This window comes from Variovorax sp. efr-133-TYG-130, from assembly GCF_030208835.1.
In the GTDB taxonomy this organism is placed as follows: Bacteria; Pseudomonadota; Gammaproteobacteria; order Burkholderiales; family Burkholderiaceae_C; genus Variovorax.
In genome coordinates this window covers 559,397-579,630 of the sequence record NZ_JARVTD010000003.1, presented here as the reverse complement: position 1 = coordinate 579,630, position 20,234 = coordinate 559,397, and the positions used below count along the sequence as shown (strand labels likewise).

The 20,234-nt window shown below is 65.3% G+C and carries 20 protein-coding genes; 9 read left to right on the top strand and 11 right to left on the bottom strand.

Going from position 1 to position 20,234, the window contains the following annotated elements:
- Positions 1-20: 20 nt before the first annotated feature.
- The 3 genes from QRN67_RS04765 to QRN67_RS04755 are packed head-to-tail and all read right to left on the bottom strand — an operon-like array spanning position 21 to position 4,855.
- Positions 21-1,922: a YhgE/Pip family protein gene (locus QRN67_RS04765; protein ID WP_285410798.1), complete on the bottom strand. Its 1,902-nt coding sequence runs from the start codon at positions 1,920-1,922 to the stop codon at positions 21-23.
- Between the two features lie 49 nt (positions 1,923-1,971).
- Complete coding sequence (locus tag QRN67_RS04760; protein WP_285410797.1) at positions 1,972-2,340, bottom strand: nuclear transport factor 2 family protein; 369 nt, start codon at positions 2,338-2,340, stop codon at positions 1,972-1,974.
- 1 nt (position 2,341) lies between these two features.
- Complete coding sequence (locus QRN67_RS04755) at positions 2,342-4,855, bottom strand: sodium-translocating pyrophosphatase (protein ID WP_285410796.1); 2,514 nt, start codon at positions 4,853-4,855, stop codon at positions 2,342-2,344.
- Between the two features lie 254 nt (positions 4,856-5,109).
- Between QRN67_RS04755 and ppa the strand changes: the two genes are divergently transcribed.
- On the top strand, positions 5,110-5,637 hold the full coding sequence (gene ppa / locus QRN67_RS04750) for an inorganic diphosphatase (protein WP_081266300.1): 528 nt from the start codon (positions 5,110-5,112) through the stop codon (positions 5,635-5,637).
- 55 nt (positions 5,638-5,692) lie between these two features.
- On the opposite strand, the gene QRN67_RS04745 is transcribed toward ppa, so the two are convergent.
- Positions 5,693-6,445: a hypothetical protein gene (locus tag QRN67_RS04745; RefSeq protein WP_081266301.1), complete on the bottom strand. Its 753-nt coding sequence runs from the start codon at positions 6,443-6,445 to the stop codon at positions 5,693-5,695.
- Between the two features lie 77 nt (positions 6,446-6,522).
- The gene (locus QRN67_RS04740) at positions 6,523-7,677 is read right to left on the bottom strand and encodes a GNAT family N-acetyltransferase (protein ID WP_285410795.1); all 1,155 of its coding nucleotides are present in this window, start codon (positions 7,675-7,677) and stop codon (positions 6,523-6,525) included.
- 20 nt (positions 7,678-7,697) lie between these two features.
- Here QRN67_RS04740 and QRN67_RS04735 point away from each other — a divergent pair, with 20 nt between their 5' ends.
- Entirely contained in the window at positions 7,698-9,395 is a 1,698-nt protein-coding gene (locus QRN67_RS04735; RefSeq protein ID WP_285410793.1) for an NAD+ synthase, read from the top strand.
- Positions 9,392-9,730, top strand: coding sequence for a P-II family nitrogen regulator (locus tag QRN67_RS04730; protein ID WP_106934316.1), 339 nt, complete (start codon positions 9,392-9,394; stop codon positions 9,728-9,730). The genes QRN67_RS04735 and QRN67_RS04730 overlap by 4 nt, the downstream gene beginning before the upstream one ends.
- Positions 9,731-9,778: 48 nt before the next feature.
- Here QRN67_RS04730 and QRN67_RS04725 read toward each other — a convergent pair whose 3' ends face one another.
- From QRN67_RS04725 to QRN67_RS04700, 6 genes are all read right to left on the bottom strand, one after another.
- Positions 9,779-10,369 (bottom strand): LOG family protein, encoded by a 591-nt coding sequence (locus tag QRN67_RS04725; protein WP_106934317.1) that lies wholly within the window; start codon positions 10,367-10,369, stop codon positions 9,779-9,781.
- Positions 10,370-10,400: 31 nt separating this feature from the next.
- On the bottom strand, positions 10,401-10,808 hold the full coding sequence (locus QRN67_RS04720) for a diacylglycerol kinase (RefSeq protein WP_081266304.1): 408 nt from the start codon (positions 10,806-10,808) through the stop codon (positions 10,401-10,403).
- Positions 10,805-11,371, bottom strand: a complete 567-nt coding sequence (locus QRN67_RS04715) for an RDD family protein (RefSeq protein ID WP_285410791.1) — start codon at positions 11,369-11,371, stop codon at positions 10,805-10,807. The genes QRN67_RS04720 and QRN67_RS04715 overlap by 4 nt, the downstream gene beginning before the upstream one ends.
- 14 nt (positions 11,372-11,385) lie before the next feature.
- Positions 11,386-12,030, bottom strand: a complete 645-nt coding sequence (locus QRN67_RS04710) for a DUF3106 domain-containing protein (protein WP_234382533.1) — start codon at positions 12,028-12,030, stop codon at positions 11,386-11,388.
- Positions 12,031-12,223: 193 nt separating this feature from the next.
- Positions 12,224-12,646 (bottom strand): DUF3619 family protein, encoded by a 423-nt coding sequence (locus tag QRN67_RS04705; RefSeq protein ID WP_081266307.1) that lies wholly within the window; start codon positions 12,644-12,646, stop codon positions 12,224-12,226.
- A complete protein-coding gene (locus tag QRN67_RS04700) occupies positions 12,643-13,209 on the bottom strand; it encodes an RNA polymerase sigma factor (RefSeq protein ID WP_081266308.1) in 567 nt (188 codons plus the stop codon). The genes QRN67_RS04705 and QRN67_RS04700 overlap by 4 nt, the downstream gene beginning before the upstream one ends.
- Before the next feature lie 280 nt (positions 13,210-13,489).
- On the opposite strand from QRN67_RS04700, the gene QRN67_RS04695 reads away from it, so the two are divergent.
- From QRN67_RS04695 to leuA, 6 genes are all read left to right on the top strand, one after another.
- Positions 13,490-15,274, top strand: a complete 1,785-nt coding sequence (locus QRN67_RS04695; RefSeq protein WP_285410789.1) for an acetolactate synthase 3 catalytic subunit — start codon at positions 13,490-13,492, stop codon at positions 15,272-15,274.
- Between the two features lie 104 nt (positions 15,275-15,378).
- On the top strand, positions 15,379-15,870 hold the full coding sequence (gene ilvN / locus QRN67_RS04690) for an acetolactate synthase small subunit (protein ID WP_081266310.1): 492 nt from the start codon (positions 15,379-15,381) through the stop codon (positions 15,868-15,870).
- Between the two features lie 53 nt (positions 15,871-15,923).
- On the top strand, positions 15,924-16,187 hold the full coding sequence (locus QRN67_RS04685; RefSeq protein WP_285410786.1) for a DUF4282 domain-containing protein: 264 nt from the start codon (positions 15,924-15,926) through the stop codon (positions 16,185-16,187).
- Between the two features lie 53 nt (positions 16,188-16,240).
- Entirely contained in the window at positions 16,241-17,257 is a 1,017-nt protein-coding gene (gene ilvC / locus QRN67_RS04680; RefSeq protein WP_081266312.1) for a ketol-acid reductoisomerase, read from the top strand.
- A 183-nt stretch (positions 17,258-17,440) separates the two neighbouring features.
- Positions 17,441-18,265: a CDP-diacylglycerol--serine O-phosphatidyltransferase gene (pssA, locus tag QRN67_RS04675; protein ID WP_081266313.1), complete on the top strand. Its 825-nt coding sequence runs from the start codon at positions 17,441-17,443 to the stop codon at positions 18,263-18,265.
- Between the two features lie 221 nt (positions 18,266-18,486).
- Positions 18,487-20,190: a 2-isopropylmalate synthase gene (gene leuA, locus QRN67_RS04670; protein ID WP_285410785.1), complete on the top strand. Its 1,704-nt coding sequence runs from the start codon at positions 18,487-18,489 to the stop codon at positions 20,188-20,190.
- Positions 20,191-20,234: the final 44 nt, after the last annotated feature.

Here is a 20,234-nt window from a genome sequence, read left to right as displayed (position 1 = left end):
CATCGGAAGTGTTGTATTCATCAGACCTGGATCGTGGGCTTGTAGTCGGCCAGCAGCACGTCTTTCCACCTGCCGAAGATGGCCATCAGCCCGACCGCCACCGCGCCCGACAGCAGCACCACGCCGCAGGCATGCACCCATCCGTTGTCGAAGGCGCCGAACATCACCGCCCGGAAGGCCTGCACCACCCAGCTGAACGGCAGCCAGCTGTGCACCGTGCGGAAGAAGCCGGCCGACAGTTCCACCGGCAGCACGCCGCCGCCGGCCGAAAGCTGCAGCGTGAGCAGCAGCACGGTCAGGATGCGGCCGAAGTCGCCGAACACATGCAGGATGGCGAACAGCACCACCAGGAACACCAGCGAGGCCAGCGCCATCGTGAGCGCCAGCGCCGCCACGTGCGGCGCCTGCACCTGCAGCACGCCCAGCAGCGTGGCCAGCACCAGCGCCGCCTGCAACAGCACGATCAGCGCGGGCATGGTGATCTTGCCCAGCGTCTTGGCGAGCTTGGGGTAGTGCGTGTGGTCCGACAGCACGATGCGGATATTGAACAGGTAGCCGGCCATCACCGCGCCGATCCACAGCGCGACCGACACCATGTTCGGCACGAAGGCGCTGCCGTTGTTGGCCACCGGCGCCACCACCTCCACCCTGGGCTCCACCGAGTCGGCCAGGCCCGAGGCGCTGCCCTGGATGCGGGTGATCGAAGCGGGCAGGGCGGCTTCGATGGTGCGCACGCCGGTCAGCAGCCTCTGTGCGCCCTGTGCGAGCTGCGTGCCGCCCTGCACGAACTCATCGAGCTTGCGGTCTTCGGGCAGCTTGCCGGCCATGGTACGGATGCCGGCGGACAGCGCGCCCATGCCGTCGGTGAGCTTGCCGACGCCGCCTTCGAGCGCCGTGGCACCGGCGTCGAGCTTCTGGCTGCCGTCCTGTGCCTTGCTCATGGCGGCCTGTGCCTGCTCGAGCCCGCCGCGCAGCTTGTCCGCGCCACCCGCGAGCTCGCCGGCGCCCTTGGCGATGCGCTCGCCCACGAAGGGAATGTCGGCCGACTCCCGCTGCAGCCTGCGTGCGCCGTCGCCCAGTTGGCCGGCGCCGCCGTGGAGCTGGTCGAGGCCGTCGCCGATCTGCACCAGGCCCGAGCCGAGTTCGTGCTGGCCCGCCGCGAGCTGTTGCGCGCCGCTCTTGAGCGCGCGCAGGTCCGCGTCGGCCGGCAGCTTCGACTGGATGAGGCGGATGCCGCCATTGACCTGCTTGAACCCGTTGCCTACCTCCCGCGCGGCGGTGCTGTATTGGGCGGCGCCAGCGGCGAGCGTCTGCGAGCCGTCTCGCAGGGTCAGCAATGCCTGCTTGAGCTGCTCCAGCCGCTGCTGCGAGCCGGCCGCCGCGTTGAGCACGAGCGTCCAGCGCTGCTCGTTGAGCATCTCGTTGACCTGGTGCCCCAGTTCGCCCGCGAAGCGGCGGGCGAGCCCGGCGGAGCTGTAGTTGTTGCCCTCGGAGGTGTAGACCACCAGCCGCCCCGCGCCGCGCTGCGCGCCGGGCACCGCATCGGCGCTGAAGTCCGGCGGAATCAGCAGGGCGAAGGCGAGCGTGCCGCGCCGCACTTCGGCGCGCGCCTCTTCTTCGTCGGTCATCACGCGAAAGCCGAAGGCGCGCTTTGCCAGCAGGGTGCTCGTGAGCTGCTCGCCGACGTTGACCGAATGCGCCATGTAGGTCACGCCCCGGTCCTTGTTCACGATGGCGGCGGGCAGGTCGGCCGTGTGGCCGGCCGGGTCCCACACGCTCGTCAGGTAGATCAGCGCATAGATCGCCGGCACCATGCCGACCGCGACGATGGCCAGCAGGATCCGCGGAAAGCGCCGCACGACCGCAAGCTCCGCACTGGCAATGGCCAGGGTGCCTGCGACGAGGGCGCGGAGGTAATTCATGGAGCTACGGAGTCTTCAGCGCCATGGACGGGGCGGCGTGCGGGAGGTTTCAGGCCGGCTTCTTCTGCGCCGGGTCGTAGAAGAACTGTTCTTCGGCGATGCGCTCGCCCTCCCAGCGCTGCCATGCGATTTCTTCCATGCGCATCTTGCCGCCGCCCTTGAAGCTGAACTCGAAGATCCAGTGAATGGCGACGTGATCGCCATTCACCAGCACCGGCCGCACGCAGGTGGACACCACCGACTCGGTGCGCGCCAGCGCGGCGCTTTCCTGCGCCACCAGCGTGCTGCGGCCCCGCCGCGGCTCGGCCTGGTTCTCGCGCATGGTTGCATCTTCGGTGTAGTAGTCCTCGATGGCCTTGGCATGCGCGCCGCCTTCTACAGCGGCAATGAACGATTCGAGTCGGGCGGGTGTGGGCATCTCAAGACTTTACTTTGACTTCCACGCGGCGGGCCTCCGAAGGCGGCCCGTCGGCCTGCGATTGCTCGGGCTTGGCGAGCTCGATCTTGTCTTCGGGCGCGCCGGCCGCCTTGAGCGCGTCGCTCACGGCCATGGCGCGCTGCTTGGCCAACTCGGCATTCCTGGCCGGGTCGCCGCTGGCGTCGTGGTAGCCGCTCACCAGCACGGTGCTGCCGCTCTGCACCGCCTTGATGACGTCGGTCAAGGCTTCCTTGGCGTTGGGCGCCACCTCGGCGCTGGCGGTCGCGAAGTAGAACTTGACGACGCCGTTCTCCACCTTCACCGCGGCGGTTTCCACGGCCGACACGGCGCCTGCAGCCACCACCGCGCCGGGCGTCGACGGCGCCATGGCTGCCGGGGCCGTCGCTGCGGGCGGCGTCTCGATCTTCGTCGGCACGGCGGCCGCCGCATCGCCGGCGTGGAACTTCACCACCAGCGGCACGATGAGCAGCGCCACGATGTTGATGATCTTGATCAGCGGGTTCACGGCCGGGCCGGCGGTGTCCTTGTAGGGGTCGCCCACGGTGTCGCCGGTGACGGCCGCCTTGTGCGCCTCGGAGCCCTTGCCGCCGTGGTGGCCGTCCTCGATGTACTTCTTGGCGTTGTCCCATGCACCGCCGCCCGTGCACATCGAGATGGCGACGAACAGCCCGGTGACGATGGTGCCCATCAGCAGACCGCCCAGCGCCTTCGGCCCGAGCAGCAGGCCGACCACGATCGGTACCACCACCGGCAGCAGCGACGGGATCATCATTTCCTTGATGGCCGCGCCGGTCAGCATGCCCACCGCCTTGCCGTACTCGGGCTTGCCGGTGCCTTCCATGATGCCGGGGATGTCGCGGAACTGGCGGCGCACTTCCTCGACCACCGCCCCGGCCGCGCGGCCGACGGCTTCCATGGCCATCGCGCCGAACAGGTACGGGATCAGCCCGCCGATGAACAGGCCGACGATCACCATCGGGTCGCTCAGGTTGAAGCTGATGGCCTGGCCGAAACTCTCCAGCTTGTGGGTGTAGTCGGCAAACAGCACCAGCGACGCGAGCCCGGCCGAGCCGATGGCGTAGCCCTTGGTCACGGCCTTGGTGGTGTTGCCGACTGCGTCGAGCGGGTCGGTCACGGCGCGCACGCTGTCGGGCAGCTCGCTCATCTCGGCGATGCCGCCGGCGTTGTCGGTGATGGGGCCGTAGGCGTCGAGCGCGACCACGATGCCGGCCATGCTCAGCATCGACGTGGCAGCCACCGCGATGCCGAACAGGCCCGCCAGCGAGTAGGACGCCAGGATCGCGATGCACACGAAGATCACCGGCCATGCGGTGGAGCGCATCGACACGCCCAGGCCCGCGATGATGTTGGTGCCGTGGCCGGTGGTCGAAGCCTGCGCGATGTGCTGCACCGGCTTGTACTGCGTGCCGGTGTAGTACTCGGTGATCCACACCAGCGCGGCCGTGAGCGCCAGGCCCACGAAACAGGCGCCGAACAGCTTCAGCTGGCTGCCGCTCGGGGCGATGGCGTTGTCGGGAATCAGCCAGCTCGTGACGAACCAGAACGCGATCAGCGAGAGGACACCCGCCACCGCCAGGCCCTTGTAGAGCGCCGGCATCACGTTGGTCATGCCCGGCGAGGCCTTGACGAAGAAGCAGCCGATGATCGACGCGATGATCGACACGCCGCCCAGCGCCAGCGGATAGAGCACCGCGTTGGTCGGCGCGGCCGTGACCATCAGCGCGCCCAGCACCATGGTGGCGATCAGCGTCACCGCGTAGGTCTCGAACAGGTCGGCCGCCATGCCGGCGCAGTCGCCGACGTTGTCGCCCACGTTGTCGGCGATGACGGCCGGGTTGCGCGGGTCGTCCTCGGGAATGCCGGCCTCGACCTTGCCCACCAGGTCGGCGCCGACGTCGGCGCCCTTGGTGAAGATGCCGCCGCCCAGCCGCGCGAAGATCGAGATCAGCGATGAACCGAAGGCGAATCCGATCAGCGGGTTGAGGATGGCCGAGAGGCTCTGCCCCGCAGCCGGCGTGCCGCTCGCCAGGAACCAGTAGAAGCCCGACACGCCCAGCAGGCCCAGCCCCACCACCAGCATGCCGGTGATGGCGCCGCCGCGGAACGCCACGTCAAGGGCGGGGCCGATGCCGTGCGTGGCCGCCTGCGCGGTTCGCACGTTGGCGCGCACCGACACGTTCATGCCGATGAAGCCGCAAGCGCCGGAAAGCACCGCGCCCACGATGAAGCCGACCGCGGTGGTCAGGTCGAGGAAGAGGGCGATCAACGCGGCGAGCACCACGCCGACCACCGCGATGGTCGTGTACTGCTTGGCGAGGTAGGCGGAGGCGCCGGTCTGGATGGCCGCCGCGATTTCCTGCATGCGCGCGTTGCCGGGGTCCTTCGCGAGAATCCAACTTCGGGCCCAGAAGCCATATGCCACGGCCACGAGGCCGCAGACGACTGCCAGTATCAGGGGGGTGTTGCCGATCATGCCTTGCTTCTCCATTCGTTCGTTGCGACTAGTGGAGACGGGCAGCATGGGCCCTTGCGTGCAACGCGTACGGGGCCATGCTATCCGTCGCGTTGCTTCCTCGAAGCTCGCTGCACCGGGGTGCGGAGCCGATTGGCCAACGGTTGCAATTTACAGGCAAAAACAGATGCGCGTGCGACCGGCCGGTGACACGGAAAGTAAACTCCGGGTTTGTCCCCATCCGTCTCATACTTTTCAACTACTCGAAAAACGTCATGTCCTTCGACAAAGTTTCCCCCGGCAAAAACGTCCCCGATGCCTTCAACGTCGTGATCGAAATCCCGATGAACGCCGACCCGATCAAGTACGAAGTCGACAAGGAATCGGGCGCGATCTTCGTCGACCGCTTCATGACGACGGCCATGTACTACCCCGCAAATTACGGCTACGTGCCGCAGACCCTGTCGGGCGACGGCGACCCGGTCGACGTGCTGGTGATCGCGCCGTACCCGCTGCTGCCGGGCGTGGTCGTGCCGTGCCGCCCGCTGGGCATCCTGATGATGGAAGACGAAGCAGGCGTCGACGGCAAGGTGCTGGCCGTGCCCACCGACAAGGTGCTGCCGATCTACAGCCACTGGAAGTCGGTCGACGACGTGAACCCGATGCGCCTGAAGGCCATCAGCCATTTCTTCGAGCACTACAAGGACCTGGAAGCCGGCAAGTGGGTCAAGGTGCTGGGCTGGGAAGGCATCGACTCCGCCAAGAAGGAAATCCTGGACGGCATCGCCAACTACAAGAAGTAAGTTCTGCTGCCGCAAGGCAGCTCTCCGGGGGCGCAATGCCCCCGGCTCGGCGGCTTCAGGCCCGGACCGCGTCCGAGGCCAGCCGCATCCACTCGCGATTGACCGATCGCGCGTGCGAGTTCCAGTGGCGTGCCGCCTGCTGTAGCTCTTCCCAGTGGCGTTGCGCGCCACTGGCATCACCTTGCTGTGACAGCCACGCGATATAGCGGGCCCGGGTCTCGACCGTGTTGTATTGGCTCAGGGCGCTTTCGAAGGCTTCGCGTGCCTCTTGCTGACGCCCGTTGGCGGCCAGTGCGCGGGCGTTGAGCAGGGCGACTTCGTCGCGCCGGTAGTCGTCGCGCGTGGCGCGCAGCGCCTGTATCGCCTGCAGGGCTTCCTGCCCGGAGGCCGGACCGCCAGCGGCGAGCAGCGCGCTGGCAAGGCCGAACTGAAGCTCGGGGTCGGATGCCAGCGGGCCTTTGAGCGCATCGCGGTAGTGGCCCACGGCTTCGGCGGGCTGGCCCCGGTCCAGCGAAGCCTTGGCCAGGCGCAGCTTGTTCTGGGCGGTGGGCGCGAGGTCGTAGGCATCGGCAGCGGCGCGGTATTCGCGCTCGGGATCGATGAACCCGATGGCCGCGCTGGCCACCTTGCCGGCGGTGCGCTGCATGCGCGAGGCCGGGAGGTACTCGACCACGAAGTAGACGAGGCTGCCGAGCAGCGGAAAGCTGAACAGGATGATCAGCCAGTACATCTGCTTGCCGTGGCGCATGGCATGCACGGCAAAGAACAGCGCGACAAGAACGTGCAGCCCCAGTCCGACGAATGGCATGGTGCGTTTCCCTTGGTGTTGTTGTGGATTCGGGCGTTTTTATAGCAGGCCGACATGGCACGAAAAACAGACCGCGGTCAGGCGGCCTTGAAGGGACTGCGCTCGCCCAGATGGTCCATGTAGTTCTCGATGCCCGCGCCCTCGCGTTCGAGGAAGCGCTCGACCGCGTCGGCAAACGACGGATGCGCCAGCCAGTGGGCGCTGGTCGTCTTGACCGGCATCAGCGCGCGGGCCATCTTGTGCTCGCCCTGTGCGCCGCCCTCGAAGCGTTTGGCGCCATGCTCGATGCACCAGGCCAGCGGCTGGTAGTAGCAGGCCTCGAAGTGCAGGCAGTCGACGCGCTCCAGCGCCCCCCAGTAGCGGCCATAGGCGACCAGGGGCTCGTCGGGCTGGGTCGAGAGGGCGATCAGGCTCGAGGCCATGGGCTTGCCGTTGCGCTCGGCGATGAACAGCAGCCACGCTTCGGGCATCGTGCCGGCCATGCGGCGGAAGAAATCGCGCGTGAGGTAGGGCGGGTTGCCGTGCTCGCGGTAGGTGCGCTCGTAGCAGCGGTAGAAAAAGTCCCAGTCGGCCTTCGAGATGTCTGCGCCGCGCGACCAGCGAAAGCTCACGCCCGCGTCGGCCACCTTGCGGCGCTCCTGGCGGATCTTCTTGCGCTTGTCGTGGGATAGGCTGGAAAGGAAGCTGTCGAAGTCGGCGTACTGCGCGTTGGTCCAGTGGAACTGCACCGTGTTGCGCAGCATCAAGCCGCTCTCGGTGCATGCGGCAATGTCTTCGTCGGCGCCGAACAGCAGGTGCAGCGAGGACAGCGCTTCCTGCTTGCACAGGGCCACCAGGCCCTGCACCAGCAAGGTGCGGCTTTGCGCGTCCCGGGCCAGCAGGCGAGTGCCGGGTACGGGCGTGAAGGGCACCGCGACCACGGCCTTCGGGTAGTACGCCAGCCCGTGCTGCTCGTAGGCGTTGGCCCAGGCCCAGTCGAACACGTATTCGCCGTACGAATGGTCCTTGATGTAGAGCGGGCACGCTGCGTGCAACTGCTCGCCGTGCCACAGCGTGACGAACTGCGGCATCCAGCCGCTCGCGGGCGTGGCGCTGCCGCTTTCATGCAGCGCCGAGAGGTATTCGTGGCGCATGAAAGGCGAAGGCTCGGCCTGCGTGGCGAGCAATGCGTTCCATGCCTGCGGGCTCACGTCCGACGGCGACGACAGAACCCGAATGACATAATCGTTCAAGCCTTTTTCTTCCTTCTGCAATGACGCTCAAGCTCGCCATCGCGCAACTCAATTTTGTGGTGGGCGATCTCGCCGGCAACGCGAAGAAGATCGTCGATGCCGCGCGCGAGGCCTATTCGCAAGGCGCGCGCCTGCTGCTGACGCCGGAACTTTCCATTGCCGGTTATGCGGCAGAAGACCTGTTCCTGCGGCCCGCCTTCACTCTAGCTTGCGATGATGCCGTGAAAGGCATTGCCGCCGCTCTGGCCGACCTCAAAGACATGGTCGTGGTGGTGGGGCATCCGACCGGCGGCAGCCTGCGCAGCCGCTCGGTGGCGGTACAGCTTCGGCACAACGCGGCCAGCGTCATCAAGGAAGGCCGCGTCCTCGAGACATACGCCAAGCGCGAGCTGCCCAACTACCAGGTGTTCGACGAGCGCCGCTACTTCACGCCGGGGCAAGATACCTGCGTGTTCGAGGCGGGCGGCGTCTCGGTCGGCCTGCTGATCTGCGAGGACGCCTGGTTCGACCAGCCGGCCGAACTCGCCCGCGAAAGCGGCGCCGAGGTGCTTGCCGTGATCAACGCCTCGCCGTACCACGTGGGCAAGGAAGGCGAGCGCGTGGCACGAATGGCCGACCGGGCGCGTGCCGTGGGGCTGCCGCTGGTGTATGCGCACCTGGTGGGCGGGCAGGACGAAGTGGTGTTCGACGGCGCCTCTTTCGCGCTGCAGGCCGACGGTACCGCCGCGATGCAGGCCGAGAGCTTTCGCGAAAAGCTGGTGTTCGCCCAGCTCGAACGTTCGCCGCGGGGTGGCGTGGGCTTCGTTGCCGAGGCGGGAGCCATTGCCGCGCCGCGCGACGCCGAGGCGCAACTCTGGGACGCGCTGGTGCTTGGCGTGCGCGACTACATCGGCAAGAACGGTTTTCCGGGTGCCATCCTGGGGCTTTCGGGCGGCATCGACTCCGCCCTGGTGCTCGCCATTGCGGTCGACGCATTGGGCAAGGACAAGGTGCGCGCGGTCATGATGCCTTCGCCTTACACCGCCGACATCAGCTGGATCGACGCGCGCGACATGGCAGGCCGGCTGGGCGTGCGCTACGACGAAATCTCGATCAGGCACACCTTCGAGTCCTTCAAGGACGCGCTGGCCGAAGAGTTCAGCGGCATGCCCGAGGACACGGCCGAAGAGAACATCCAGGCCCGCATCCGCGGCACGCTGCTGATGGGGCTGTCGAACAAGTTCGGCTCCATCGTGCTGACCACCGGGAACAAGAGCGAAATGGCCACCGGCTATTGCACGCTCTATGGCGACATGGCGGGCGGTTTCGCGGTCATCAAGGACCTATTGAAGACCACGGTGTTCGCGCTGGCGCGCTGGCGCAATGCCCACGACCCCTACGGCACCGGCGCCGAGCCCATTCCCGAGCGGATCATCACGCGCCCCCCCAGCGCCGAACTGCGGCCCGACCAGACCGATCAGGACAGCCTTCCGCCCTACGACATCCTCGACGGCATCCTGGCACGCTACATGCAGGACGACGAAGGCATCGACGAGATCATCGCCGCCGGCTACGAGGGCGCGGTGGTCGAGCGGGTTGCGCGGCTCATCAGGATCAACGAATACAAGCGGCGCCAGGCGCCCGTAGGCATTCGGGTCACCCATCGAAGCTTCGGCAAAGATTGGCGTTACCCTATCACCAGCAAATTCAACGAAACCGCCGGAGCAAGAAAACCATGAAGCAGATCACCGCCATCGTCAAACCCTTCAAGCTCGAGGACGTGCGCGAGGCCTTGGCCGAAGTGGGCGTTACCGGCCTGACAGTCACCGAGGTCAAGGGCTTCGGCCGACAGAAGGGGCACACCGAGCTCTACCGCGGCGCCGAGTACGTGGTCGACTTCCTGCCCAAGATGAAGGTCGAAGTGGTCGTCAACGAGGCCGACGTGGAGCGCTGCATCGAGGCCATCGTCAATTCCGCGCGCACCGGGAAGATCGGCGACGGCAAGATCTTCGTGACCGAGGTCGAACGCATCGTGCGCATCCGTACGGGCGAAGAGAACGAAAACGCGGTCTGAAGCAAAAAAAGCCTCCGGTAACGGAGGCTTTTTCAGGGTGGGCGGGCGTCAGAGGTTTTCCGACAGCCTGTCTTCCCGCGGATGGAGCGGCACTTCGGCGCGCAACGCGGCCAGAAGCTCGGTCACCTCGGTGCCGGTGCGGATCAGTTCCATCTGCCACTCGCCCATGAAGCCTTCGCGCACGCTGTGGGCCAGGAAGCCCAGCAGGCCGTCGTAGTAGCCGGCGGTGTTGAGGATGCCGGTCGGCTTGTCGTGATAGCCGAGTTGGCGCCAGGTCCAGATCTCGAAGAGTTCCTCGAAGGTGCCGATGCCGCCCGGGAGGGCGACGAAGGCGTCGGCGCGCTCGCCCATCATGGCCTTGCGTTCGTGCATGGTGTCGACCACATGGAGTTCGTCGCACAGCGAATTGGCCAGTTCCTTGTCGACCAGCGCCTTGGGAATGACGCCGACCACGCGGCCGCCGGCGAGGCGGGTGGCCTCGGCCACCGTGCCCATCAGGCCCGTGCGGCCACCGCCGTAGACCAATTGGCCGCCGTGCTTGCCGATCCACTGGCCGACCGCTTGCGCGGCCTGGGAAAACTCGGGGCGCTCGCCGGGGCGCGAGCCGCAATACACACAGATCGAAAATTCAGGATTCATCCTGCCATCATGCCGCAGCCGGCATGCCTTCTCATGACAGGAAGCGTTGCCACAGCGCGGCGGCCCAGATGCCGCCGCAGAGCACCAGCGACAGCAGCACGGCCGCGCTGCCCATGTCCTTGGCGCGCTTGGACAGGTCGTGCCATTCGGGACCGATGCGGTCGATGGCGGCCTCGACCGCGGTGTTGAGCAGTTCCACGATCATCACCAGGAGCGCGCTGCCCGCGAGCAGGGCCACTTCGACCCAGCTGCGGCCGAGCCAGAAAGCCGCCGGGATCATCACGATCGACAGGATGGCTTCCTGGCGGAAGGCGGGCTCGCTCCAGCCGGCGCGCAGGCCGTGCAGCGAGATGAGCGTGGCGTGCCAGACGCGCTCGAAGCCCTTGCGGGCCTTTTGCGGATTGACGGCGGGATCGGGAAGATTGGGCAAGGCACTCATCGGCGGCTCATCGGCTTGGAGGTGATGAGCCGCGTACCGGCCCAGGCGTCGTGCCAGAACTGGCGGTCGGGGTGAAAACGTGCAAGCAGGGCCCAGATGGCGACCCAGCCGAAGATCAGGAGGGTCGATTCGCCGCCCGAGAGCTTGAAAGGGGCGAGGGCGGCCAGCGGTGGCAGGAACCAGATCCAGCTCAGCAGGTAACGTGCAAGCGCCCGGCGCTGGCTGATGGGCCGGCCTTGCAAGTCGACGATGCGGATGTTCCAGGTTTTCATGGCGAGGGTCTGGCCCTTGGTCCAGAACCAGACGAAGTACACGCCAAAAACGACGAAGAGGAAAGCCTGGAACAGATGGCGCCGCGAATCCATGGCGTCGCGCATCTGGCCCAGCGTGCTGAAGAGCCAGCCCGAGACGAACACGACCGCGAACAGCAGCATGCCTTCATAGAGCCAGCAAGCCATCCGGCGCCACAGGCCGGGCACTGTAGAGACGGGAGCGCTGCTTGCTGGTGGGACGGACGAGGCCGGGTGATCGGATCCCGAGACTTCGGGAGTACTGGAAACCATCGAGGCCCTTGTGGTCAGGGAGAAGTGGCAGCCGGTTCAGCCGTGGCCGACGAAGGGGGCGGCACCTGTGCTTCCGCAGGAACTGGCGGCGCCGAGACGCCGGAGGGCTGCGGCGCCGCAGGGGTCACCACGACAGCCGGAGCTGTCGAAGGCGAGCGTTCCGGCGGGGTGGCGACCATGAGTGTGGCGGGCGGCGCCGGAGGGGCGGGCGGCGGCGTCAGCAGGATCCTCGGCGTGTGCTGCACGCCGGGCGTGACCGCGGGCACGGGCACGAGCTTCTGCGAGGAAACAGGGCGCACCGGGATGGCGGCACCGCGCGGCTTGGGAGGAGCGCGCTCGGCCAGCTTTCGCTTTTCTTCCTCGCTCAGGGCCTGGTACTGCTCCCATTTGGCCTTGCGCTCGTCAGCCGGAATGCGCTTGACCTCCGCAAAGTTCAGGCGTGCCTGGGTGCGCTGCTGGTTGCTCAGTGCGGCCCACTCGATCATGCGGCTGTGAAGCGTCTTCCTGTCCTCTGCCGACATTTCCGAGTAATTGCGCGACAGCGCCAGCCATTTGCGCTTTTGCCCGATGTTCAGGGTGTTCCAGTGGGGGCCGAGCGGAGCAAGGGCCTGCTGCTGCCCCGAGGTGAGTTCGCTCCAGAGCGGCTTGGTCGTCGACACGGCCTTGGGGCTGCTGACGCCTGCGGTGGCCGCAGCGGTCTCTGCACGGGGCTGTGCGTCGGCAGTCGTCAGCCCAAGGGCGGCAACCGCAAGCGCACTCGCCCAAACGACTGCGCCCGCCTGAAGCGGGCGCAGCGGGCGGGAGGAGTTCGCGCTGGGAGAGGGGCGGCGTCGCATTCGGTCAGTGAAAAGTTCAGTCGGAGGCGCTGTCGGCCTTCAGGAATTGAGCAAAACCGGGGTCGGTATAGGCAGCAGGCGGCAGGTCGCCGGTGAGCAGTGCCGAATCGACTTCGGCGAGTTCGCTGGCGCGGTCGTCGTCCTGCATCACGCTGATGGTGATGAGGCCGGCCACGAGTGCAATGAGCGGCACCACCGAGCCGATGCGGGTCCACCAGCTGCCACCCAGTATTGCCGTGTGACCCGACTGCACCACCACGGGGGCCGCCCGCAGTTGCGGGGGCAGCTTGCGCGCGGCCACGGCCTGCGCACGAGCCACGCGGAGCCGTTCGCCGATGTCGTGCGACAACTCCTTGTTGCCGGCCGAGAGGCGGGCAGCGAGGCGCCGTCCGAACTCGTCTTCGGCGGTGAATGAGGAGGGTGAAACCTTAGTATTCATAGCGATATTCCCTTGGCCTTGAGCGCTTTGCTCAGAGCGTGAACGGCTCGCGAGCAGTGGGTTTTGACGCTGCCTTCGGAACAGCCCATCGCTGCGGCCGTCTCCGCGACGTCCATTTCCTCCCAGTAACGCATCAGGAAAGCCTCGCGTTGACGGCCCGGCAATGCTGCGATCTGTTCCTCGATCTCGTGGAAGACCTGGGCGCGGCGGGTGGTGTCTTCGGCGCTCTCCGATTCCCTAGAGTCGGTCGGCGAGACGAAGTTCTCCAGCAGGTCGAAATCGCCGTCGTCGTCGACCGAATCGAAGTCGCTGAGGTTCGAGAACAGGGCGCGGCGGGTCTTCTGGCGCCGGAACCAATCGAGGGTGCAGTTCGACAGGATGCGCTGGAACAGCATCGGCAGTTCGTCGGCCGGCTTGTCGCCATAGTGCTGCGCCAGCTTCATCATGCTGTCCTGCACGATATCGAGCGCCGCTTCTTCATCCCGCACGTGGTAGACCGAGCGCTTGAAAGCGCGTCGTTCGACGCTTTTCAGGAAGTCGGAGAGTTCTAGTTCAGTGGCCAAGCGAGAGGGGGCGCAGGTCGCGCCGCGTGGGAAGAGGGGTCTAGCGATCGCGTATGTTTACCGCCGCGGATTATGCCTTTGTCGCTTTACGCAAGAGCTGAAGCGAATCTGAACGCGCGGAAATGTCATAATCCGCGCTGCAAGTCAAAAGGCAAACGGGTCACGGTCCGGCGGAACATCAGTCCGCTCATGGCTTTGGCCTCAAGTCCTGGCGCGGCCTCACAAGGGTTGGCAAGGGGCACCCAAGGTATTTCGTTCCCGAAATAAACAAAGGTTGATCATGGAAATCTCCAAGGCGGAAATCCTCTCCGCTGCCGCTGCGTCGTCGAACGCCGGCAACGCCACGCAAGAACTCATGGGCGCTGAAGTGCTGGTCAAGGCACTGCAGGCCGAAGGCGTGCAATACGTCTGGGGTTACCCCGGCGGCGCCGTTCTCTACATCTACGACGCGTTCTACAAGCAGGACACCATCCAGCATGTGCTGGTGCGTCACGAGCAGGCAGCCGTGCACGCGGCCGACGGCTATGCGCGCGCGACCGGCGAAGTCGGCGTGGCGCTGGTCACTTCTGGTCCGGGCCTGACCAACGCGGTGACCGGTATCGCCACGGCGTACATGGACTCGATCCCGATGGTGATCATTTCGGGCCAGGTGCCGACCGCCGCCATCGGCCTCGACGCCTTCCAGGAATGCGACACGGTCGGCATCACCCGCCCCATCGTCAAGCACAACTTCCTCGTCAAGGATCCCAAGGATCTGGCCATGACGATGAAGAAGGCCTTCCACATCGCGCGCAGCGGCCGTCCGGGCCCGGTGGTGGTGGACGTGCCGAAGGACGTTTCCTTCAAGAAGGTTCCCTACGCAGGCTATCCCGACAAGGTCGAGATGCGTTCGTACAACCCGGTGCGCAAGGGCCACGGCGGACAGATCCGCAAGGCGCTGCAACTGCTGCTGGCCGCCAAGCGCCCGTACATCTACACGGGCGGCGGCGTGCTGCTGGGCAACGCCACCAACGAGCTGCGCACCCTGGTCGACATGCTCGGCTACCCGGTCACCAACACGCTGATGGGCCTGGGCGCCTATCCGGCCAGCGACCGCAAGTTCCTCGGCATGCTGGGCATGCACGGCACCATCGAAGCCAACAACGCGATGCAGAACTGCGACGTGCTGCTGGCGGTGGGTGCGCGTTTCGACGACCGCGTCATCGGCAATCCCAAGCACTTCGCGCAGAACGAACGCAAGATCATCCACGTCGACATCGACCCTTCGAGCATCTCCAAGCGCGTGAAGGTCGATATCCCGATCGTCGGCGACGTGAAGGATGTGCTCACCGAACTGATCTCGATGATCCGCGAGAGCACCGCCAAGCCCGACGCCGGTGCGCTGGCCGACTGGTGGAAGACCATCGAGGCCTGGCGTTCGCGCGACTGCCTCAAGTACGACCGCGGCAACAAGGACGTGATCAAGCCGCAGTACGTGGTCGAGACCCTCTGGAACATGACCAAGGACGCCGACGCGTACATCACGTCGGACGTGGGCCAGCACCAGATGTGGGCCGCCCAGTACTACCGCTTCGACGAGCCGCGCCGCTGGATCAACTCCGGCGGCCTTGGCACCATGGGCGTGGGCATTCCCTATGCCATGGGCATCAAGCTCGCCAAGCCCGATTCGGAAGTGTTCACCATCACCGGCGAAGGCTCGGTGCAGATGTGTATCCAGGAACTCTCCACCTGCCTGCAATACAACACGCCGATCAAGATCTGCTCGCTCAACAACCGCTACCTGGGCATGGTGCGCCAGTGGCAGGAGATCGAATACTCCGGCCGCTACAGCCACAGCTACATGGATGCACTGCCCAACTTCGTGAAGCTCGCCGAGGCCTACGGCCACGTCGGCATGCTGATCGAGCGTCCACAAGACGTGGAGCCCGCGCTGCGCGAAGCACGCAAGCTCAAGGACCGCACGGTGTTCATGGACTTCCGCACCGACCCCACTGAAAACGTGTTCCCGATGGTGAAGGCCGGAATGGGCATCACCGAAATGCTGCTGGGTTCCGAAGATCTCTGATCCGCGGAACATTCGCTCAACTCCTTACTGACGAATCTATTGTCCGCCGAGCCCGCGCATTACCGTGCACGGGGGAGGGCGGCGAAAAGAGGAGTCACGCAAACATGAAACACATCATTGCAGTGCTGCTGGAAAACGAGCCGGGTGCTCTTTCCCGCGTGGTGGGCCTGTTCTCGGCCCGTGGCTACAACATCGAATCGCTGACAGTCGCGCCGACCGAGGACTCGAGCCTCTCGCGCATGACCATCGTCACGACCGGCTCCGACGACGTGATCGAGCAGATCACCAAGCACCTGAACCGCCTGATCGAAGTGGTTAAGGTCGTCGACCTGACCGAGGGCGCCTACACCGAGCGCGAGCTCATGATGGTGAAGGTGCGCGCGGTCGGCAAGGAGCGCGAGGAAATGATGCGCATGGCGGAAATCTTCCGCGGCCGCATCATCGACGTGACCGACAAGAGCTACACCATCGAACTCACCGGTGACCACGGCAAGAACGACGCTTTCCTCGAAGCGATCGAGCGTAGCGCTATCCTCGAAACTGTCCGCACCGGTGCCAGCGGCATCGGGCGCGGTGAGCGCATCCTGCGCGTGTAGGGGGTGCAGATCCCCTCAGTTTCATCGTTTCATCGACACATGAGGAGAACGTGATGCAAGACTTGCTGGGATTCGACAAGATGGTGACGCCCATCATCATCCGGATACTGTATTTCCTTGGATTGCTGGCTGTGCTCGCAATGACCGCCACGGCGCTGTTCCAGGGGCGAATCCTGGTCGCCATCGGGCTCCTGGTTTTCGGCGCGATCATTGTTCGCGTCTACAGCGAATTGCTGATCCTGCTGTTCCGCATTCACGACAACCTCGTGTCCATCAATCAGCAAATGAAGGCCCGGAATACTTCCGGCCCACTGTGAGTGAATGCGTCCCCGCTGTTGGGGATGCTCGAGATTAAATAGGAAAGACGCATATGAAGGTTTATTACGACAAGGACGCGGACCTCAGCCTCATCAAGGGCAAGACGGTCGCCATCATCGGTTACGGCTCGCAAGGCCATGCGCACGCGCAGAACCTGAACGACAGCGGCGTCAAGGTCGTGGTCGGCCTGCGCAAGGGCGGCGCCTCGTGGCCCAAGGTCGAGAAGGCCGGCCTGAAGGTCGCTGAAGTCGCCGACGCCGTGAAGGCCGCCGACGTCGTCATGATCCTGCTGCCCGACGAGCAGATCGCGAACGTTTACAAGAACGACGTGGCTCCGAACATCAAGGAAGGCGCTTCGCTGGTGTTCGCGCACGGCTTCAACGTGCACTACGGCTTCGTGCAGCCGCGCGCCGACCTCGACGTGTGGATGGTCGCTCCCAAGGCCCCGGGCCATACCGTGCGCAGCACGTACACCCAAGGCGGCGGCGTGCCCCACCTCGTGGCCGTGCACCAGGACAAGACCGGCAAGGCGCGTGACCTCGCGCTGAGCTACGCCACCGCCAACGGCGGCGGCAAGGCCGGCATCATCGAGACCAACTTCCGCGAAGAAACCGAGACCGACCTGTTCGGCGAACAAGCGGTTCTGTGCGGCGGTACGGTCGAGCTGATCAAGGCCGGTTTTGAAACGCTGGTGGAAGCCGGCTACGCGCCCGAAATGGCGTACTTCGAATGCCTGCACGAGCTGAAGCTGATCGTCGACCTGATCTATGAAGGCGGCATCGCCAACATGAACTACTCGATCTCGAACAACGCCGAATACGGCGAGTACGTCACCGGCCCGCGCGTCGTGACCGAAGAGACCAAGAAGGTCATGAAGCAAGTGCTGAAGGACATCCAGACCGGCGAGTACGCCAAGAGCTTCGTGCTGGAAAACGCCGCCGGCGCTCCCACGCTGATCAGCCGCCGCCGCCTGAACGCAGAGCACCAGATCGAAGTCGTCGGCGAAAAGCTGCGCGCGATGATGCCCTGGATCAAGAAGAACAAGCTGGTCGACCAGACCCGCAACTGATCTTCCGGTTGAAGGGCGCTTCGGCGCCTTTTCCCGAGGGCCACCCGTCGCGGTGGCCCTTTTGTTTGAAGGGGGTCGAAGAGGTCCCCTGAACTACACTGCGAGCCATGCGATTCACAGATCAAGATGCTATCGATTGGATAGCTGTACGTGGCGTGCCCATGAGGGACGGAGGCAATTTCAATGCATGACGATACGGTTCCCGACGACGTGCAACCGCGCAAACGCCGCAAGGGCATCTACATCCTGCCGAACCTGTTCACGCTGGCGGCGCTGTTCGGCGGGTTCTATTCGGTGGTGATGGCCATGAACGCGCGCTTCGACCTCGCGGCGCTGGGCGTGTTCGCCGCGATGGTGCTCGACAGCCTCGACGGCCGCGTGGCCCGCATGACCAACACGCAGAGCGCGTTCGGCGAGCAGATGGATTCGCTGTCCGACATGGTGTCGTTCGGCGCCGCGCCCGCGCTCATCGCTTACGAGTGGTCGCTCAAGGGCCTGGGGCGCTGGGGCTGGATCGCCGCGTTCGTGTATTGCGCCTGCGCGGCATTGCGGCTGGCGCGCTTCAACGTGAACACCGGCGTGGTCGACAAGCGTTGGTTTCAGGGGCTTCCGTCGCCGGCGGCCGCGGCACTGGTGGCCGGCTTCATCTGGCTGGTGAATGAATGGGGCAAGCGCGGCGGCGACGTGCTGTACCTTTCGTGGACGCAGATCACCTGGGTCACGTTCGCATTCACGCTGTATGCGGGCCTTACGATGGTCACGAACGCGCCGTTCTACAGCTTCAAGGACATCCAGATGAAGAAGAGCGTGCCCTTCGTGGTGATCGTGCTCATCGCGCTGGGCATTGCGGTCATCAACATCAACCCGCCGACGGTGCTCTTCGGCCTGTTCGTCGCCTACGGCCTGAGCGGCTATGTCGTGTATGCCTGGCGCAAGGCCAAGGGCCAGCCGGCAAGCGTGATCAGCACCTCCACCGAAGAGCCCGACGAGCGTGGACTGCACAACTGAGGCCAGGGCAGGCCTTTCCAGGCCTTCCCAGGCCCGCTCAGCCTGTGCTACATTCGCAACCCTCATGACCAAGATTTCGCTGCTGGCCCTACTAGCCCTCCCTCACGGGCGGAGACGGTAGCGCACGCGCAAATCCCTCACCACGGCCCGTTAGCACCAGCAACGGGCCGTTTGTTTTTTGGGGTTGCTGGTCGATTACCAACCATCACAGAGAAATCGACATGCTCAAGCAACCTCAAAGCAAATACCGCGCATTCGCCCCGATCGGCCTCAAGGACCGTACCTGGCCCGATGCCGTGCTGACCAAGGCGCCCATCTGGCTGTCGACCGACCTGCGTGATGGCAACCAGGCGCTGGTCGAGCCGATGGACATCGCGCGCAAGATGCGCATGTTCGAAACCCTCGTGGCCATCGGCTTCAAGGAAATCGAAGTCGGTTTTCCCTCGGCATCGCAGATCGAATTCGACTTCGTGCGCAAGCTCATCGAGGAAGACCGCATTCCTGAAGACGTGACCATCCAGGTGCTGACGCAGGCACGCGACCACCTCATTGCACGCACTTTCGAGTCGCTGCAAGGAGCGCCGCGCGCCATCGTGCATCTCTACAACGCCGTGGCACCGGTGATGCGCCGCGTGGTCCTCGGCATGAACGAAGACCAGATCGTCGAGCTCGCGACCACGCACGCGCGCATGTTCAACGAGTTCGCAGCGAAGCAGCCGAACACCCGGTGGACCTTCCAGTATTCGCCTGAAATGTTCTCGGGCACCGACGTGGCGTTTTCCAAGCGCGTGGTCGATGCGGTAACGGAAGTGTGGGCACCGACGCCGCAGCGCAAGTGCATCGTCAACCTGCCGACGACGGTCGAGCATTCCACGCCGAACATCTTCGCGGACATGATCGAGTGGATGCACCGAAACCTCGCGCGGCGCGATTCGATCGTGCTTTGCGTGCATCCGCACAATGACCGTGGCACCGGCACCGCGGCCGGCGAACTGGCCCTCATGGCCGGCGCCGAGCGAATCGAAGGCTGTCTCTTCGGCAACGGCGAGCGCACCGGCAACCTCGACCTCGTGAACGTCGCGCTCAACCTCTACACCCAGGGCGTTTCGCCGGAACTCGATTTCTCGAACATCGACGAGATCCGCGCGACGGTCGAGCACTGCAACCAGATTCCCGTGCATCCGCGCCACCCTTACGTGGGCGACCTCGTCTACACCTCGTTCTCCGGCTCGCACCAGGACGCGATCAAGAAGGCCTTCGCGGCGCGCAAGGAAGGCGATATCTGGGACATGCCTTACCTCCCCATCGATCCGAAGGACGTGGGCCGCAGCTACGAAGCCGTGATCCGCGTGAACAGCCAGTCCGGCAAGGGTGGCATGGCCTATCTGCTCGAGAGCGAGTACGGCATTGAAATGCCGCGCCGCCTGCAGATGGAATTCATGCAGGTCGTGCAGCGCGTGATGGACGTGGCCGGCAAGGAACTCACCGCCGCCGACCTCTGGGACCTGTTCGTGCGCGAATACGGCATCGAGACGGCGCAATCGCTCCAGCACCGTGTGATCGAGGAAGAAGGCGAGGGCGCCAACGCTTCCGTGATCCTGCGCGGCGATCTGCCGTGGAATGGCGAAACGCATGCCATCGAAGGCCGTGGCAACGGACCCATCGACGCCTTCACCCAGGCGCTGAGCAAGGCCACGGGGCACACGGTGCGCGTGATGGACTACCACCAGCACGCGATCGGCGCCGGAGCCGATGCGAAGTCCGTGGCCTACCTGGAACTGCGCGTGGATGAAAGCCAGACGCTGTTCGGCGTGGGAATCGACGCCAACGTGATCTCGGCGTCGCTGAAAGCGATTGTTTCGGGCGTCCAGCGTTCGCGGGCCCGGGGCGCGCACAGCGCACAATCGGTGGTTGAAGTCGCCTGACGTCGCCGCGCGGATCCGCGCAGTGCTCGGCAGGTGGCAGCGAA